The following is a 17306-nucleotide window of genomic DNA, read 5'->3' as shown; positions in this document are numbered from 1 at the left end:
CCAGGCGCCCCCATCACCCCCTGGCTCGCCCGGTCGGCTGCGCACCGGATGCCGGAACGGCCCCGGGCGGGCAGGGTGGCCAGCGCCAGCACGTCGCACCGACGTACCGATTCGCCGGACGAGCGCCGGACGAGCAGACGAGGACCCTCCCATGCCCGTGACCGCTACCGTTCACCGCGGAAACCGCCTCCGGATCGCCGCCGGAGTCTCGCTTCTCGCGCTCGCCGTCTCGGGCTGCTCCGGGCTCGGCCGCACGGCGGTGGGTCCCGTGATGTACACGACGGAGCACGAGGCGGTCGTGCAGGTGGACAGCCCGTTGGTGCGCGGCTGCCATCGGACCGTCTCGGCCGGAGCCCACGAGGTGGAGAACGAGACGCTGGTCGACGTCATCCTGTACCGCACCCGTGACTGCACGGGCGGGGGGACGACGTACGTACCGACCAACACCGCCGACGTGACGCCGCCCGGCAGCGGGCCGTGGCGCAGCTACAGCTTCGTGCACTGATCCCTGCGGCGGGAGGCAAGGTACGGCGCCCAGCTGCGGGGCGGAAGCCTCGCCGCACCGGGCGGGCCCCTGACCGGCGCGGGGCGGGGCCCGTGCGGGCCGAAGGGCCGGTCAGAGCACCGGTCGGGCCAGCAGCCAGGCGCCGTCGTCGGTGAGCGCGCGGTCCACCGCGAGTCCGGCCGCCGCGAGATGCCCCGCGAGCGACTCGTCGGACAGCTCCCGCGACAGGAAGGTCTGCGTCCACCGCGCGTCGTCGAAGTGATACTCCGCGCGCACCGAGCGCACTCCGTCGCCCACCGGCTCCACGGAGACGATCCGGATCAGGCCGCCGGACGGGTCCGTCCGCTCCCACGGCAGCTCCGAGCGGTGCGCCGCGCCCTCGCGCTGGACGAGGACGATCCCGTCGTCCCGCACATGGGACCGGCAGACGCGCAGCATCCCGTCGCGCACCCGGTGCTCGCCCGCGTGGACCAGGAACGAGCCGAGCAGCACCACGTCGAACCGCTCGTCGCCGAGGTCCAGGGATTCGATGGGGCTCCGCACCGTACGCGCCCCGACGATCTGCTCCAGCATCTCGGGCGACTCGTCCACCGCCGTCACGCTGAACCCGCGCCGCACGAGCGGGTGCGTCACCCTGCCCGCCCCGCAGCCCAGTTCGAGGATGCTCGCCCCGGCGGGGGCCGCGCCCGCGATCACGTCCGGCTCCTCGCCGACGGCCAGCCGTCGGTACAGCTCCACCGCGCAGCCGTCCGGCGTGATGGCTCCGGGACCGGTCCCCGCGTACCCCTCACGTGCCGACGATTCGCTCATGAAGGACGAACGAGCCGGCATCCGGCCCGGTTCCCGGACCGTCACGCGGGGTCAGCACCGACAGCCGCGGCGTAGCGCTCGCGGTCCGTCTCCGTCAGCCGCGCTCGTCGAACTTCGCCGCCCGGAGGTACTCCGGCTTCGGGTCGAGCGCCGCCGCCAGACGGAAGTGCCGGGTCGCCCGCTCCTGACGGCCGGCCCGCTCGAAGGTGCGGGCCAGCGCGAAGTGAGCAAACGCGTTGTCCGGCTCGCGCTCCAGCACCAGCTCGAATTCCAGCTCGGCGGGGCGCAGTTGGGCGGCGGCGAAGAACGCGCGGGCTCGCAGCAGCCGGGCGGCGGTGTTCTCCGGGTGGGCGTCGATCACCGAGTCGAGGAGCTTGACGGCACCGCGGGGGTCCCGGGCGTCGAGCAGTTGCTCGGCCGCACGGAAGTCGATGACGTGGGTCTCCGGGTTCTTCTGGGGCACGGTCGCGTCCTTCCCTTCCCTCGCGTCTGTGCAACGTCCGCCCCGGTTCCGGCATTCCGGCCGGGGCACACCCACGCGTGGACTCAGCGGGCGGCGGCCCTGCGGACCAACTCGTCCCAGACCGCGCGGACCTGCGGTTCCAGCGCCTCCAACGGCCCGTCGTTGTCCACGACCAGGTCGGCGACGGCCCGCCGCCGGTCGCGGGTCGCCTGGGCGGCCATCCTGGCACGGGCGTCGGACTCCGTCATTCCGCGCAGCCTGACGAGCCGGTCGAGCTGGGTCTCGGCCGAGGCGTCGACGACGACGACCAGGTCGTAGAGGGGGGCGAGCCCGTTCTCGGTGAGGAGGGGGACGTCGTGGACGACCACGGCGTCCTCGGGAGCCGCCCGCTCCAGTTCGGCCGCACGGGCGCCGACCAGGGGGTGGACGATCGCGTTGAGGGCCGCCAGCCGCTCCGCGTCGGCGAAGACGAGCGCGCCGAGTGCCGGGCGGTCCAGGGCGCCCTCGGCGGTCAGGACGCCCGGCCCGAACTCCTCGACGACGGCCGCGAGCCCGGGTGTCCCGGGCTCGACGACTTCACGGGCGATCCGGTCGGAGTCGATCAGGACGGCGCCGTACTCGACGAGCAGCCGCGACACTTCGCTCTTGCCGGCGCCGATGCCGCCGGTCAGGCCCACTTTCAGCATGGGCCGCAGCCTACGGGCCGGGCGGGGGCGCTCAGCCCTCGCCCTCCCGCTCGGCGAGGAAGCGCTCGAACTCGCGGCCGATCTCGTCGGCGGACGGCAGGTCGACCGGCTCGGCGACGAGGTTGCCGCGCGTCTCGGAGCCGGCGACGGCGTCGTACTGGTGCTCCAGGCCCTCGACGAGGGAGACCAGCTCCTCGTCGCCCTGGCCGATCTGCCGGTCGATCTCGGTCTGGGTGCGGTGCGCCTCGGTGCGCAGGGAGTGCGCGAGGGCGGGCAGCACCAGACCGGTCGCCGCGGTGATCGCTTCGAGTGCGGTGAGGGCCGCGTCCGGGTAGGAGGACCTCGCGACGTAGTGCGGGACGTGGGTGGCGACCCCGAGGACGTCGTGACCGGACTCCATGAGCCGGTACTCCACGAGGGCCTCGGCCGAGCCGGGCACCTGGGCCTCGTCGAAGGGGCTGCGGTGGCCGGGCATCAGGTCGGTGCGGTTGCCGTGCGGGGTGATGCCGACGGGCCGGGTGTGCGGGACGCCCATCGGGATGCCGTGGAAGTTCACCGCGAGCCGGACGCCGAGGCGCTCGACGATCTGTTCGACGGCAGCGGCGAACCGCTCCCACTCCACGTCCGGCTCCGGACCCGACAGCAGCAGGAACGGCGCCCCGGTGGCGTCCTGGACCACCCGGACCTCCAGGGCCGGCGCCTCGAAGGAGGCCCAGCGGTCGCGCCGGAAGGTGAGCAGGGGGCGCCGTGCGCGGTAGTCGACGAGCCGGTCGTGGTCGAAGCGCGCGACGACCTGGTGGGGCAGCGTTTCGAGCAGGCCGTCGACGATCTGCTCGCCGGTCTCGCCCGCGTCGATGTAGCCGTCGAAGTGGTAGAGCAGGACCAAGCCGGCCGACTCCTGCGCCAGCGCCATATCGACGACGGCCAGGCCCTTCGGCTCCCATTCGTACAAACTCTGCGGATCAAGCACGGTTACCGCTCCTCCTCGTGTTCCTAGGGAAGAACGCGACCGGTGGCACGAGCATTCCCCGCGCCCGGACCTTTCCGGGGCGGGGGCGGCTCACGGGGCGTCAGTCGCCTGTGCCGCGTGCGCGCTTCACCGGGTCCGGCGCCGCCCGCCGATCCTGGTCCGGACCTTGACGCACCCCGACGCCGTCCCTACCGTCCTGGGCAGCGAGTTCAGGCACACACCTCGCGTTCAAGTACGGGAACCTCCTGGATCCCTACGACGGGAAGGCACCCCCCCCATGCGCACCCGCTCCCCCCTCACCGTCCTGCTCGCCGCCGCCCTGGCCGCCGGCGGTCTCACCCTGGCCGGCGCCGGTCCGGCGAACGCCGCGGTCATCGACGTGAGCACCGCGGCCCAGCTCAAGTCGGCGCTCACCACCGTCTCCCCCGGCGACACGATCCGTCTCGCCGACGGTACGTACACCGGGAACTTCAAGGCCACCCGGCCCGGCGCCGCCGGGGCGCGGATCACCCTCACCGGATCCAGCGGGGCGGTGCTGACCGCGGGCGGCGGCTACGGGCTGCACCTGAACGGCGCCTCGTACTGGACCGTCCGGGGGATCACGGTCAGGGGCGGCCAGAAGGGCATCATGGCCGACGCGGCGAACCGTGTCGTCATCGACTCGGTGACCGTGCACGACCTCGACATGGAAGGCGTCCACTTCCGCAGGTCCAGCAAGGACGGCGTCCTCAAGAACTCCCGTATCCACGACACCGGGCAGAACGGGCGGGGCATGGGCGAGGGCGTGTACGTCGGTACGGCCGGGGACCTCTCCGACCGCAGCGACAACGCCCTGATCGTCGACAACACCATCGGCCCCGGCGTCGGCGGCGAGAGCATCGACATCAAGGAAGGCACGACCGGCGCGAGGATCATCGGCAACACCTTCGACGGCGACGGGCTGACCGGCGCCAACTACGACGACTCCTGGGTCGACGTGAAGGGCAACGACGTCCTGGTCGAGGGCAACAAGGGCTCCCGCACCACCAACAACGGCTATGAGACCCACACCCAGCGGAGCGGCTGGGGCTGCGGCACCGTCTTCCGTGACAACGCCTCGAACCTCTCCGGGGCCTCGGGCGACAAGCGGCTCGCCATCAACGTCACCAACAGCAGCTCCGAGTGCCGCACCACGGTCTACGCCAGCAACACCGTCACCGGCGGCAAGGGGCTGACCAACATCACCGTCACCCCGTAGAGGGCGGCTCCCCCCGCCCGCGCCCGTCCGGCACACGCCCCGCATACGCGAGTGAGGCCCGCCCCCCGAAGGGAACGGGCCTCACTCGTCGCTCTACAGCTGGTGCAGCCGATGGGCCGCCGGGGTCAGAGCGTCAGCTCTGGCCGCCCGCGAGCTTCTCGCGCAGAGCCGCCAGGGCCTCGTCCGACGCCAGGGCGCCGGAGTTGTCCGCCGACTCCGAGGAGTACGAGCCGCCGCCGCCACCGCCACCGCTGCCGCCGGAGGCGGCCGGAGCAGCGCCGGCCGGGGCAGCAGCGCCCTCGGCCGCAGCGGCCTCGTCGGCCTCGCGGGACTTGATGACCTGGGCCTGGTGCTGCTCGAAGCGCGTCTGCGCCTCGGCGTACTGGGTCTCCCAGACCTCGCGCTGCGCCTCGAAGCCCTCGAGCCAGTCGTTGGTCTCGGGGTCGAAGCCCTCGGGGTAGATGTAGTTCCCCTGGTCGTCGTACGACGCGGCCATGCCGTACAGCGTCGGGTCGAACTCGACCGAGGCCGGGTCGCCACCGAAGGACTCGTTGGCCTGCTTCAGCGAGAGGCTGATGCGACGGCGCTCGAGGTCGATGTCGATGACCTTGACGAAGATCTCGTCGTTGACCTGGACGACCTGCTCCGGGATCTCCACGTGGCGCTCGGCCAGCTCGGAGATGTGGACCAGACCCTCGATGCCCTCGTCGACGCGCACGAACGCACCGAAGGGAACGAGCTTGGTGACCTTACCCGGGACGACCTGACCGATCTGGTGCGTCCGGGCGAACTGCTGCCACGGGTCTTCCTGCGTCGCCTTGAGCGACAGGGAGACGCGCTCGCGGTCCATGTCGACGTCGAGGACCTCGACGGTGACCTCCTGGCCGACCTCGACGACCTCGGAGGGGTGGTCGATGTGCTTCCAGGACAGCTCGGAGACGTGCACGAGACCGTCGACGCCACCCAGGTCCACGAAGGCACCGAAGTTGACGATCGAGGAGACGACGCCGGAGCGGACCTGACCCTTCTGCAGGGTGGTGAGGAACGTCTGGCGAACCTCGGACTGGGTCTGCTCGAGCCAGGCGCGGCGGGACAGGACCACGTTGTTGCGGTTCTTGTCCAGCTCGATGATCTTGGCCTCGAGCTCCTTGCCCACGTAGGGCTGGAGGTCGCGGACACGACGCATCTCGACGAGCGACGCCGGCAGGAAGCCACGGAGGCCGATGTCGAGGATGAGACCACCCTTGACGACCTCGATGACGGTACCGGTGACGATGCCGTCCTCTTCCTTGATCTTCTCGATGGTGCCCCAAGCACGCTCGTACTGAGCGCGCTTCTTCGAGAGAATCAGGCGGCCTTCCTTGTCCTCCTTCTGGAGAACCAGGGCCTCGATCTCGTCGCCGACCTTGACGACCTCGTTCGGGTCGACGTCGTGCTTGATCGAGAGCTCGCGGCTCGGGATGACACCTTCGGTCTTGTAACCGATGTCGAGGAGAACTTCGTCCCGGTCAACCTTGACGATGACTCCGTCAACGATGTCGCCGTCGTTGAAGTACTTGATCGTCTCGTCGATCGCCGCGAGGAACGCGTCCGCGTCGCCGATGTCGTTGACCGCAACCTGCGGAGTGGTGGCGGTGGTCTCGGTGCTGCTCGTCATGTGGGAAAGGGCTCCGGTACGGACAGAGAGTCGTAGGTACTGCTACGCCGAAAGCCCGTATCGCCTCTGCAGAAGCCGGACAGCCGGGAAAGCGAGCAATCCGTTTCCGGATGGACGCCTCGACAACCGAGGGGACATGCAACAGACGCGAGCGCGGCCTGCTAGGTCTGAGGCGCGCAGGCTCGCAGCGCAACTTGTAGCATACGGGGGCAGCCGGACAGGGTCAATGCGCGAAGGCGCACCCCCGGGGCGCACCGCCCCGATTCCGGCACAACTCGTGTTCTCCCAGGCCGTGTCGGCCCGAGAACACTACGGCACGGCGTCGCGGACGCGCGTCCGTACCCCCGGGGGCGACGCCTCCTGGTACGTACCGCACGCGGCGGGTGAAGGCAAACTACAACGACGGGCACGATGAGCCAAGAGATCCGCGGGACCCACGCCGCAGAAGCCACAGAGACCGCGGAGCCCGAGGCCACGCGCCGTGCGGCGGGCGTCGCGGAGAGCAGCCGGGCCAGCCGCGGGTGGTGGGACCGGAACGCCGACGCCTACCAGCTGGACCACGGCAGCTTCCTGGGGGACGACCGCTTCGTCTGGGGTCCGGAAGGGCTGGACGAGGCGGAGGCCGCCCTCCTGGGGCCCGCCTCCTCCCTCAAGGGCCTCGACGTCCTGGAGATCGGGGCCGGAGCCGCCCAGTGCTCGCGCTGGCTGGCCGCGCAGGGCGCCCGCCCGGTCGCCCTCGACCTCTCCCACCGGCAGCTCCAGCACGCCCTGCGCATCGGCGAGGACGTCCCCCTGGTCGAGGCGGACGCGGGCCGGCTCCCGTTCCGGGACGGGTCCTTCGACCTGGCGTGCTCGGCGTACGGGGCGGTCCCGTTCGTCGCCGACCCGGTACAGGTCTTCCGCGAGGTCCGCCGGGTGCTGCGGCCCGGCGGGCGCTGGGTGTTCTCCGTGACGCACCCGATCCGCTGGGCGTTCCCGGACGAGCCCGGGCCCGAGGGCCTGTCCGTCGCCGCCTCCTACTTCGACCGCGTCCCCTATGTGGAGCAGGACGAGAGGGGCGACGCCGTCTATGTGGAACACCACCGCACCCTGGGCGACCGGGTCCGGGACGTGGTGGCGGGCGGCTTCCGGCTGGTCGACCTCGTCGAACCGGAATGGCCCGCGTGGAACCACCAGGAGTGGGGCGGCTGGTCCCCGCTGCGCGGCAACCTGATCCCGGGCACGGCGATCTTCGTCTGCGCACGGGACTGACGTCCTCCCGCGGGAGGACCGCGTACGACACTGGGGGCGTGATCCGCACCGAAGCCCTCGACCGCCTGCCCGTCCGCACCGCCGTGCCCGCCCTCCGGGACGCGCTCGACGACCGGGGCGTCGCCGTCCTGTGCGCCCCGCCCGGCACCGGCAAGACCACGCTCGTCCCCCTGGTGCTGGCCGGGCTCCCCGGCCGGGGCCCGGTGCGCCGGGTCGTGGTCGCCGAGCCGCGCCGGATCGCCGCGCGGGCCGCGGCGCGGCGGATGGCCTGGCTGCTGGGCGAGCGGCCCGGCGGCCGGATCGGCTTCACGGTGCGCGGCGAGCGCGTGGTGGGGCGGGACACGGTGGTGGAGGTCGTGACCACCGGGGTGCTGCTCCAGCGGCTCCAGCGGGACCAGGAGCTGGCGGGCGTCGACGCGGTGATCATCGACGAGTGCCACGAACGGCATCTGGACGCCGACACGGTCGCCGCCTTCCTCCTGGACGTGCGCGAGACGCTCCGGCCCGACCTGCGGCTGGTGGCGGCCTCCGCGACGACGGACGCCGAGGGCTGGGCGCGGCTGCTCGGCGACGCGCCGGTGATCGAGGCGCAGGGCGTGTCGCATCCGGTGGAGGTGGTCTGGGCGCCGCCCGCCCGTCCGGTGAAGCCTCCGCACGGGTTGAGGGTCGATCCGGAGCTGCTGGCCCATGTGGCCGCCACCGTGCGGCGGGCCCTCGCGGAGCGGGAGGGGGACGTGCTCTGCTTCCTGCCCGGTGTCGGGGAGATCGCGCGGGTGGCGGGGCAGCTCTCGGGGGTGGGCGCGGAGGTGCTCCAGGTGCACGGGCGGGCTCCGGCCGCCGTGCAGGACGCGGTGCTGGCCGGCTCCTCCGGCGGCCGGCGGGTGGTCCTGGCGACCTCGGTGGCGGAGTCGTCGCTGACGGTGCCGGGCGTGCGGGTCGTCGTCGACTCGGGCCTCGCGCGCGAACCCCGTACCGACCACGCCCGGGGCCTGAGCGCCCTGACCACCGTGCGGGCCTCCCGGGCGGCCGGGCGGCAGCGGGCGGGGCGCGCGGGGCGGGAGGCGCCGGGCGCGGTGTACCGGTGCTGGGACCAGGCCGAGGACGGACGGCTCGCGCGCTTCCCCGCCCCGGAGATCAAGGTCGCCGACCTCGCCGCCTTCGCACTTCAGGCGGCGTGCTGGGGTGATCCGGGCGCCTCCTCGCTCGCGCTGCTGGACCCGCCGCCCGCCGGGGCGATGGGTGCGGCCCGGGAGGTGCTGGACGCGATCGGCGCGGTGGACGGCGAGGGCCGGGTGACCGACCGGGGCGTACGGATGTCCCGCCTCGGGCTGCATCCGCGGCTGGCGCGGGCCCTGCTGGACGGCGCGCGGGAGGTGGGGGCGCGGCGGGCCGCGGAGGTGGTGGCGCTGCTGAGCGAGGAGCCGCCGAGGGAGTACGGGGACGATCTCGCGGCGGCACTGCGGACCGCCCGCCGGGGGCAGGACGGGTACGCGGCGCGCTGGAAGCAGGAGGTGCGTCGGCTGTCGTCGTCGCTGGACTCCGGTTCCCGGGCGGGCTCCGGCGACCGGCCGGCCCCCGGCAGCGGCTCCGCTTCCGCTTCCGGGGGCGCGTGGGACAGCGGTTCCGACGACGGGGCCGCGGGGCTCGTCGCCGCGCTGGCGTTTCCGGAGCGGGTGGCGCGGGCCCGGGGCGACGGGGCCTTTCTGATGGCGTCGGGCACGGGAGCGGAGCTGCGGGACTCCTCGCGGCTGCGCAGCGCGCCCTGGCTGGCCGTGGCGGTCGCGGACCGGCCCTCCCACGCGGCTTCGGCGCGGGTCCGCCTGGCGGCGGTGATCGACGAGGCCACCGCGCTGCTGGCGGCCGGGCAGCTGCGGAAGCGGGGCGAGGAGGTCCGCTGGGTGGACGGTGAGGTGGTGGCCAGGGCCGTGGACCGGCTGGGCGCGGTGGAACTGGCGGTACGGCCGTTGCGGCGGCCCGCTCCGGAGCTGGTGCGGGGGGCCCTGGTGGAGGGGCTGCGGCGCGAGGGGCTCGGGTTGCTGCGGTGGACCCGGGACAGCGAGCAGCTGCGGCTGCGCCTGGCGTTCCTGCACCGGGAGCTGGGGGCTCCGTGGCCGGACGTCTCGGACGAGGCGCTGCTCGCGGAGACCGGTGCGTGGCTGGAGCCGGAGCTGTCGCGGGCGCGGCGGCGGGCCGATCTCGGCCGGATCGACGCGGGCCAGGCGTTGCGCCGGCTGCTGCCCTGGGCGACCGGGGAGGCCGTCCGGCTGGACGAGCTGGCGCCGGAGCGGATCGAGGTGCCGAGCGGTTCGCGGATCCGGGTGGAGTACGGCGGGGAGCAGCCCGTCCTGGCGGTGAAGCTCCAGGAGTTGTTCGGGATGGGTCAGACGCCCCGGGTGGCGGGGGTGCCGGTCCTGGTCCACCTGCTCTCCCCCGCCGGGCGGCCCGCGGCCGTCACGGCGGACCTGGCGTCGTTCTGGCAGGAGGGGTACAAGGCGGTGCGGGCGGAGCTGCGCGGCCGCTACCCGAAGCATCCGTGGCCGGAGGACCCCGCGACCGTACCGGCGACGCGGTTCACCTCGGCCCGGCTCAAGCGCTCGTAGGACTCCCGGGCCCCGCCCGCTCCGGCTGCCGCGAGCGGGCCTCCAGCCACAGGGCGAGGGCGAGCAGTCCGACGCCGAGGCCGAGGAAGCCCCAGGGCAGGTACGAGGTGAGGAGGAGGACCAGGACGCGCTGGGACTTCACCAGGTCGACGGTGTCCGCGATGTAGTCCTCTCGCATCTTCACATGGCCGGAGAACGCGGTGACGGTGTCCTCGGACATGCCCATCTTCTTGGCGTCGCGCAGCTCTTCCCTGTGGATCTCCTCGCCGTTGACGGGGGCTCCGGTGACGGGGTCGACCCAGAACATGCGCTTGGTGGTGTACCAGCGGGTCATGCCGGTCTGTGCGATCTGTTCGGCGGTGACGCCCTCGATGGGCATCTTCTTCGGCATCGGGACCTCGGTCCACGGGATGGTCTGCTCGAAGTAGTAGACCTCCAGGCCGCGGAAGGCGCGGGTGCCCCGGTAGTGGATGGGGGCGGTGGTGCGGCTCTGGGCGTCGAAGTACGCGTATCGCGCTTCTCGGTGAGGAAGGGCCACTTGAACTCGATGCCCTCGCGCCGGACGGGGTCGCCGTCGACCATCTCGCCGGTGGCGTTGACGGGGGCCTGGGTGTGGGCGTCGAAGATGTAGCGCTCGGGGATCTCGGAGACCGTCTTGCCGTCGGGGCCCTGGATGCAGGAGAGGGCGTCCCAGACGACGACGTCCCGTCCGGCGCTGCGTTCGATCTTCTCGGACTCCTCCACGTTGCCCTTGGGCGTCTGGACGATGGTGACCTTCTCGACCTTCCTGGCCTTGAGGGCGGTGTAGTCGAGGAGGGTCGCGGGGGACGCCTCCAGGACGACCTCCTGGTACTGGTTCGGCGGGACCTTGGCCAGGCGCGGGAAGGCGTACCAGCGCAGCAGCGGTGACAGGGCGGCGAAGAACACGGCGAATGCCAGGAGTACGAGACCGGCTCGGCGGCGCATGGCGGTGACCTCTCCCTCTGCGGTGCTGGTTCGGCTGCCTGCCGCCGGGGCTGCCGGCGGCTCGGGCCGCTTCGCGCGGCCCCTGCTTCGCGGGGGCTATCTCTTGGGGCCCGGGACGGTGGTCAGCAGGGGTTCGGGTGAGGTCTCCCCGGCCGGGGAGCCGACGGCGGCGATGGTGAACACGAGCGTGAGGGCGGCGGCCAGTCCGATCGCGGCGGCGACGAGGGCACGCATGCTCGGCCTCCCGGAACACTGCCTGATGGTGCGTCAGGACAGGGGCGCCGTAGCAACCGGGGCGCGGGATGAGAACACAGCGGACAGCCCCTCAGCCGGGTGGCGAAGGGGCTGTCAGGCAGCTGTGCGGGGCCGCGGGGTCAGGCTCCGGGGGTCTTCGTGCCCTCCGGCGCCTTCTCCTCCGGGGCCTTCTCCTCCGGGGCCGTCTCCTCCGGGCTCGCTCCGTCCGGGGCCGTCTCCTCCGGGGCCGTTTCGTCCGGGCTCGTTTCGTCCGGGGCCGTCTCCTCCGGGGCCTGAACGGTGAGCTCGATGACGACCGAGGCGCCGCCCTCGGCGGTGAGGCGCAGCAGATACGTGCCCTCGGTGCCGTCGGCGTGGATCTCCGGGAGCCGGAGCATGCCCTCGGCGTCCGTCGTCAGGGTGGTGAGGGTACGGACCGGCTTGCCGTCCGCGTCCTTGAAGTAGGGGCCCTTGTCGTTGTCGACGAGCCCCGCGGGGTCCTTGACCATGGTCGCGGTGACGGCCACCCCGGCCGCGGCGGCGTCCTTGTGCGTGGCCTTGACCGTGACGGCGTCCGCGAACTTCTCTCCGGGGGCGGCGGTGAGGACCTTCTCGTCGGTGCGGACGATCGTGTCGGCCTGGCGGGCGGTGACGGTGGCCGCGTAGGTCAGGGTGCGCGGCCGGCCGGTGCCCGCGACGGCGGTCACCGTGAACTCCCCGGCCTGCTCGCCGGCCAGGAGCACGGGCGCGGTGGCGGTGCCGTCGGCGCCGGTCCTCACCGTGAGGGTCTTCTTGCCGCCGGTGAAGAGCGTGCCGGTGGTTCCGGTGACGGTGAAGGTGACGGGCACCTTGGCGAGCGGGGCGCCGAGCGCGTTGCGGGCGCGGACGGAGACCCGCTCGCCGAACGCCTGGCCCGCGGTGGCGCGCAGCGGGCCGGTGCCCGCGTTCTCCAGGGAGCCGAAGGTCTCGGCCGGCGTCGGTTCGGCCGTGGGCGGCTTCGGCGCGGGCGGCTTCGGCGTGGGCGGGTTCGGCGTGGGCGTGGGGTTGGTGGAGCCGTCGCCACCGGGCTTCGACGGGTCGGGGGACGGCTTGCCGCCCGGTTCGGGCAGGGTGGGCTTCGAGGACCCGCCCGGCCTGGGGCCGGGGCTGGGCCGGGTGTCCGGGGAGGAGCCGACGGGAGTGCTCGGGGCGGTGGGCAGCGCTCCGGTGCCGTCGGGGATCTCGTGCGTACCGCGCTGGTAGTACGAGAGCCAGGAGCGGACCGTACGCAGATACTCCGTCGAGCGGTTGTAGCTCAGCACGGCCCGGTCGAGGTCGGCGCTGAGGGCCAGATCCCGGTCGTTGGCGCAGAGGTAGCGGCCGGCGGCGAGCGCCGCGTCGTAGATGTTGTTGGGGTCCTTGCGTCCGTCACCGTTCGCGTCCTGTCCCCAGGAGGCCCAGGTGGACGGGATGAACTGCATCGGGCCGACCGCGCGGTCGTGGACGGCGTCGCCGTCGTAGGCCCCGCCGTCGGTGTCCTTGATCAGGGCGAAGCCCTGGCCGTTGAGGGCCGGGCCGAGAATGCGGGGGCTGGCGGTGCCGTTGGCGTCGACGCGCCCGCCGCGGGCCTGGCCGGACTCGACCTTGCCGATCGCCGCGAGAAGCTGCCAGGGCAGGCGGCAGGCGGGGTCGGTGGTCGCGACGGTCTGCTCGGCCTGCTTGTACGCGGCCAGGACCGACGCCGGAATACCGGCTTCCGCGCTGCCGGTCATCGGCAGCTTGCTGGACGAGCCGGGCTTGTCGGGGGTGACCAGGGGCGGAAGGTCGGTGTAGTAGGGCGAGTTACCGGTCGCGGCGCCGTCGTCGGCGGCCGCGGTGTCCTCACCGGCCGCCTTCTGGTCGCCGCCGCCGGCGGGCCCCCCGGCCAGCGTCGCCGCGGGCGCCTGCGAGGCCGCGAGCGCGGCGACCGCGGCTGCCGCCACCGCCGTGGTCGTGGCCCCCTTGCGCAGACGTCGGCGCATGTGCACTGCCATACGTTCCGGTCCCTCCCCCTCGAAGGCTGCTCGCGCTCCCCAGCGCAAGGACTCCAGCGACCCTACGGCAACTCCTGTCGCCCGGACACCGAGCCCTGACCGCTTCTTACTGTTTTTTCACGTTCACCGGCACACGTTGTCCGGCCGGCCCCGGAAGGGTGCCCTGACGGTCCCGCATACTTGCCGCCATGCCGTTCACGCTCAGTCATGCCGCCGCCGTGCTCCCGGCGATCCGCCGGAACGGGACAGCCCGGTGGCCGCTGCTCCCCTCGGCGCTCGTCGCGGGTTCGTTCGCCCCCGACATCACCTACTACGCGGACACGGTGATTCCCGGCGCGATGGAGTTCGGGACGTTCACCCACACCTTCCTCGGGGTGGTCACGGTGAACGTGCTGATCGCCGTGCTACTGGTGGCCGTGTGGGCACTGCTGCGGGAGCCGCTGGCGGCGCTGCTGCCGGTAGGCGTACAAGGCCGGGTCCACGCCCTCGTCCGGGGGCAGCGGTGGACGCGGGCCTCCTTCGGGCCGTCCGCCGCGCTGTGGTTCGCGGTGTCCGGCGCACTGGGCGCGGCCACCCACGTCGTGTGGGACGCCTTCACCCACCACAGCCGGTGGGGGACGGAGCTGGTGCCGGTGCTCGACCGCAGCGTCGGCGGCTTCCCGGTGTTCCAGTTGGTCCAGTACGGCAGTTCGGCACTGGCTCTCGTGGTCATCGGGTGGTTCGCCGTCACCGGGCTGCGGCGGACCGCGCCGGGGCCCGCGCCCGCTGAGGTCCCGGTGCTCGGCCGCCGGGAGCGGCAGGGCGCCCTCGGTCTGCTGATCCTGTGCGTGCTGCTCGGTGTCGTCCACCGGTGCGCCCGCTGGTACGCCCACTTCGGCCGGGTGGAGAGCCCGCTCGACATCATCCCCACGGCCTGCTTCGGCGCGGGCGCCGGGCTGGCGGCCGGCCTGCTGCTGTACGGAGGGTGGATGCGCCTGGGGCACGGCAGGCGGCGGGCGGAGCGCCCGGGGCGGGACGCGTCCGTGCCGGAGGCGTCCCGTACGGGAGTGTCCGCCGGCGGGGAGTAGCGGCGCAGGGGGCCCGCGACCGCGTGGTCGCGGGCCCCCTGCGCCGGGCTTCGCCGCGGCTCAGTGGGCGGCCGACTCCCAGTCCTTGCCGACGCCGACCGAGACGTCGAGCGGGGCGCGCAGTTCGACCGCGTGGGCCATCTCGTGCCGCAGGATCTCCTCCACCCGCTTCCCCTCGCCCTTCGCGATCTCCAGGACGATTTCGTCGTGGACCTGGAGCAGCATCCGCGAGGTCAGCTCCGCCTCGGTGAGCGCCTTGTCCACCCGCAGCATCGCCACCTTCACGATGTCCGCCGCCGTGCCCTGGATCGGTGCGTTGAGCGCCATCCGCTCGGCGGCCTCGCGGCGCTGGCGGTTGTCGCTGTTCAGGTCGGGGAGATAGCGGCGACGGCCCAGGATCGTCTCGGTGTACCCGGTGGCCCTGGCCTCCTCGACGACCCGGTGGAGATAGTCCCGCACCCCGCCGAACCGCTCGAAGTAGGTGTCCATCAGCACCCGGGCCTCGGCGGGGTCGATGTTCAGCTGCTGGGAGAGGCCGAACGCGGACAGCCCGTAGGCCAGGCCGTAGGACATGGCCTTGATCTTGCGGCGCATCTCCGCGTCGACCGCGTCCTTCCCGACGCCGAAGACCTGCGAGGCGACCGTGGTGTGCAGGTCCTCGCCGGAGGTGAACGCCTCGATGAGCCCGGCGTCCTCGGAGAGGTGCGCCATCACCCGCAGCTCGATCTGGCTGTAGTCCGCCGTCATCAGCGTCTCGAAGCCCTCGCCGACGACGAAGCCCCGGCGGATCGCCCGCCCCTCGTCCGTGCGGACGGGGATGTTCTGCAGGTTGGGGTCGGTGGAGGAGAGCCGGCCGGTCGCCGCCACCGTCTGGTTGAACGTGGTGTGGATCCGGCCGTCGGCCGCGATCGTCTTGACCAGGCCCTCGACGGTGACCCGCAGCTTGGCCTGCTCACGGTGGCGCAGCATCAGGACCGGCAGCTCGTGTTCGGTCTGCGCGGCCAGCCAGGCCAGCGCGTCCGCGTCCGTCGTGTATCCCGTCTTGGTCTTCTTCGTCTTCGGCAGGCCCAGCTCCCCGAAGAGGATCTCCTGGAGCTGCTTCGGCGACCCGAGGTTGAACTCCCGGCCCACCGCCGCGTGCGCCTCCTTCACCGCCTGCTGCACGGTCCCGGCGAACTGCTGCTCCATGCCCTCCAGATGGGCCCGGTCCGCGGCGATTCCGTGCCGCTCCAGCCGGGCCAGCAGGATCGAGGTCGGCAGCTCCATGTCGTGCAGCAGCTCCGCCGCGCCCACCTCCTTCAGGCGGGTGGTGAACGCGTCGCCCAGGTCGAGCACGGCGCGGGCCTGCGCCATCAGGGCGTCCGCCTCGGCCCGGTCGTCCGCGCCGAAAGCAAGCTGCCCGTCCGAGGCGGCGGCCGGCGCCAGCTCACGGCCCAGATACTCCACGGCGAGCGCGTCCAGGGCGAAGGAGCGGCGGCCCGGCTTCACCAGATACGCGGCGAGCGCCGTGTCCATCGTGACGCCTTCGAGCCGCCAGCCGTGCTCGGGGAACACCCGCATCACGTTCTTGGCGTTGTGCAGGACCTTCGGCCGCTCAGGATCCGACACCCAGGCGGCGAACGCCCGCTCGTCGGCCTCCTCCAGCTGGGCCGGGTCCAGCCAGGCGGCGGCCCCGTCGGCCGCGGCGAGCGCGACCTCGGTGACCGCGCCGGCGCCCAGAGACCAGGTGTCCACCGTCATCACGCCGAGCGGCCGCGCACCGTGCGCCTCCAGCCACGGGGCGACCTCGCCGGAGCCGAGCACGACCCCGTCCAGCTCGATCCCGGCGGCGGGCGCGGGCGGCTCGGCCTCCGCCGCGCCCGGGTCGACGGCGAGGAGGCGCTCACGCAGGCTCGGGTTGCGGATCTCCAGTATGTCCAGGACACCGGTGACCGCCGTGCGGTCGTACGGGGCGCGCTCCAGCTCGGCCGGGGTCTTCGGCAGCTCCACGTCCCGGACCATCTCGGTCAGCACCCGGTTCATCTTCACCGCGTCCAGGTGGTCGCGGAAATTCTGCCCGGCCTTGCCCTTGACCTCGTCGGCCCGCTCGACCAGATCGGCGAACGAACCGAACTGGTTGATCCACTTCGCGGCCGTCTTCTCCCCCACCCCGGGGATACCCGGGAGGTTGTCCGACGGGTCACCGCGCAGGGCGGCGAAGTCCGGATACTGCCGCGGGGTGAGCCCGTACTTCTCGACGACCTTCTCCGGGGTGAACCGGGTCAGCTCGGAGACCCCCTTGGTGGGGTACAGCACGGTCACGTTCTCCGTGATCAGCTGGAAGGAGTCCCGGTCGCCGGTGACGATCAGCACCTCGAACCCGGCCGCCTCGGCCTGGGTCGCCAGCGTCGCGATGACGTCGTCCGCCTCGAACCCGTCCACCGCGAAGCGGTCCGCGCGCATCGCGTCCAGCAGCTCCCCGATCAGCTCGACCTGCCCCTTGAACTCGTCGGGGGTCTTGGAGCGGTTCGCCTTGTACTCCGGGAACTCCTGCGCCCGCCAGGTCTTGCGGGACACGTCGAACGCCACCGCGAAGTGCGTGGGCGCCTCATCACGCAGGGTGTTCGCCAGCATCGACATGAAGCCGTACACGGCATTCGTCGGCTGCCCCACCGCCGTCGTGAAATTCTCCGCGGGCAGGGCGAAGAACGCCCGGTACGCCAGGGAGTGCCCGTCCATGAGGAGCAGGCGCGGTCGGTTGTCTGCCGTCTTCTTCGATGCCGTCTCAGCCACGCCCCCGATCCTGCCACGGCCCACTGACAATCCGGACCGGCACGACGTCCAGGAGGCCGTGACAGGATCGACGTGA

At 72.7% G+C, this 17306-nt stretch carries 13 protein-coding genes and 1 pseudogene; 5 read left to right on the top strand and 9 right to left on the bottom strand.

Annotation, left to right across the window (positions count from 1 at the left end):
* Positions 1-151: 151 nt before the first annotated feature.
* Positions 152-505 carry a hypothetical protein gene (locus ACIQMU_RS14330; protein WP_352241162.1) on the top strand — a complete coding sequence of 118 codons (354 nt, stop codon included), beginning with the start codon at positions 152-154 and terminating at the stop codon, positions 503-505.
* Between the two features lie 111 nt (positions 506-616).
* On the opposite strand, the gene ACIQMU_RS14325 is transcribed toward ACIQMU_RS14330, so the two are convergent.
* The 4 genes from ACIQMU_RS14325 to ACIQMU_RS14310 all read right to left on the bottom strand — a co-directional run bounded on the left by ACIQMU_RS14325 (position 617) and on the right by ACIQMU_RS14310 (position 3434).
* Positions 617-1315 (bottom strand): class I SAM-dependent methyltransferase, encoded by a 699-nt coding sequence (locus tag ACIQMU_RS14325; protein ID WP_402688939.1) that lies wholly within the window; start codon positions 1313-1315, stop codon positions 617-619.
* 94 nt (positions 1316-1409) lie between these two features.
* Positions 1410-1778: a tetratricopeptide repeat protein gene (locus ACIQMU_RS14320; RefSeq protein ID WP_388540510.1), complete on the bottom strand. Its 369-nt coding sequence runs from the start codon at positions 1776-1778 to the stop codon at positions 1410-1412.
* 83 nt (positions 1779-1861) lie between these two features.
* Positions 1862-2464, bottom strand: a complete 603-nt coding sequence (coaE, locus tag ACIQMU_RS14315) for a dephospho-CoA kinase (protein WP_402688938.1) — start codon at positions 2462-2464, stop codon at positions 1862-1864.
* A gap of 31 nt (positions 2465-2495) precedes the next feature.
* Entirely contained in the window at positions 2496-3434 is a 939-nt protein-coding gene (locus ACIQMU_RS14310; RefSeq protein ID WP_356730593.1) for a PAC2 family protein, read from the bottom strand.
* Between the two features lie 277 nt (positions 3435-3711).
* Between ACIQMU_RS14310 and ACIQMU_RS14305 the strand changes: the two genes are divergently transcribed.
* Positions 3712-4671, top strand: coding sequence for a right-handed parallel beta-helix repeat-containing protein (locus tag ACIQMU_RS14305; RefSeq protein ID WP_402688937.1), 960 nt, complete (start codon positions 3712-3714; stop codon positions 4669-4671).
* A gap of 133 nt (positions 4672-4804) precedes the next feature.
* On the opposite strand, the gene rpsA is transcribed toward ACIQMU_RS14305, so the two are convergent.
* The gene (gene rpsA, locus ACIQMU_RS14300) at positions 4805-6328 is read right to left on the bottom strand and encodes a 30S ribosomal protein S1 (protein ID WP_097963511.1); all 1524 of its coding nucleotides are present in this window, start codon (positions 6326-6328) and stop codon (positions 4805-4807) included.
* 411 nt (positions 6329-6739) lie between these two features.
* On the opposite strand from rpsA, the gene ACIQMU_RS14295 reads away from it, so the two are divergent.
* Positions 6740-7579, top strand: a complete 840-nt coding sequence (locus tag ACIQMU_RS14295; protein ID WP_352241156.1) for a class I SAM-dependent methyltransferase — start codon at positions 6740-6742, stop codon at positions 7577-7579.
* Positions 7580-7617: 38 nt separating this feature from the next.
* Entirely contained in the window at positions 7618-10179 is a 2562-nt protein-coding gene (hrpB, locus tag ACIQMU_RS14290; protein WP_402688936.1) for an ATP-dependent helicase HrpB, read from the top strand.
* On the opposite strand, the pseudogene ACIQMU_RS14285 reads toward hrpB, so the two are convergent.
* The 3 genes and pseudogenes from ACIQMU_RS14285 to ACIQMU_RS14275 form a co-directional block, all read right to left on the bottom strand.
* Positions 10166-11145 (bottom strand): annotated as a pseudogene (locus ACIQMU_RS14285) (DUF3068 domain-containing protein). The gene hrpB and the pseudogene ACIQMU_RS14285 overlap by 14 nt on opposite strands.
* A 96-nt stretch (positions 11146-11241) precedes the next feature.
* A complete protein-coding gene (locus ACIQMU_RS14280) occupies positions 11242-11379 on the bottom strand; it encodes an SPW_0924 family protein (RefSeq protein ID WP_352241154.1) in 138 nt (45 codons plus the stop codon).
* 140 nt (positions 11380-11519) lie between these two features.
* Positions 11520-13391 (bottom strand): lytic transglycosylase domain-containing protein, encoded by a 1872-nt coding sequence (locus tag ACIQMU_RS14275; RefSeq protein WP_402688935.1) that lies wholly within the window; start codon positions 13389-13391, stop codon positions 11520-11522.
* A gap of 188 nt (positions 13392-13579) precedes the next feature.
* Here ACIQMU_RS14275 and ACIQMU_RS14270 point away from each other — a divergent pair, with 188 nt between their 5' ends.
* On the top strand, positions 13580-14458 hold the full coding sequence (locus ACIQMU_RS14270) for a DUF4184 family protein (RefSeq protein ID WP_352241152.1): 879 nt from the start codon (positions 13580-13582) through the stop codon (positions 14456-14458).
* A 60-nt stretch (positions 14459-14518) separates the two neighbouring features.
* Here ACIQMU_RS14270 and polA read toward each other — a convergent pair whose 3' ends face one another.
* Entirely contained in the window at positions 14519-17230 is a 2712-nt protein-coding gene (polA, locus tag ACIQMU_RS14265; RefSeq protein ID WP_402688934.1) for a DNA polymerase I, read from the bottom strand.
* Positions 17231-17306: the final 76 nt, after the last annotated feature.

It is taken from the genome of Streptomyces sp. NPDC091649 (assembly GCF_044756785.1).
Lineage (GTDB): Bacteria > Actinomycetota > Actinomycetes > Streptomycetales > Streptomycetaceae > Streptomyces.
This window is presented reverse-complemented; position numbering and strand designations above follow the sequence as displayed.

Coding starts and splice junctions, on each gene's coding strand:
- coaE (WP_402688938.1), bottom strand. CDS start 2,464: ATGCTGAAAGTGGGCCTGACCGGCGGCATCGGCGCCGGCAAGAGCGAA.
- ACIQMU_RS14295 (WP_352241156.1), top strand. CDS start 6,740: ATGAGCCAAGAGATCCGCGGGACCCACGCCGCAGAAGCCACAGAGACC.
- rpsA (WP_097963511.1), bottom strand. CDS start 6,328: ATGACGAGCAGCACCGAGACCACCGCCACCACTCCGCAGGTTGCGGTC.
- ACIQMU_RS14270 (WP_352241152.1), top strand. CDS start 13,580: ATGCCGTTCACGCTCAGTCATGCCGCCGCCGTGCTCCCGGCGATCCGC.
- ACIQMU_RS14275 (WP_402688935.1), bottom strand. CDS start 13,391: ATGGCAGTGCACATGCGCCGACGTCTGCGCAAGGGGGCCACGACCACG.
- ACIQMU_RS14280 (WP_352241154.1), bottom strand. CDS start 11,379: ATGCGTGCCCTCGTCGCCGCCGCGATCGGACTGGCCGCCGCCCTCACG.
- ACIQMU_RS14330 (WP_352241162.1), top strand. CDS start 152: ATGCCCGTGACCGCTACCGTTCACCGCGGAAACCGCCTCCGGATCGCC.
- ACIQMU_RS14325 (WP_402688939.1), bottom strand. CDS start 1,315: ATGAGCGAATCGTCGGCACGTGAGGGGTACGCGGGGACCGGTCCCGGA.
- ACIQMU_RS14305 (WP_402688937.1), top strand. CDS start 3,712: ATGCGCACCCGCTCCCCCCTCACCGTCCTGCTCGCCGCCGCCCTGGCC.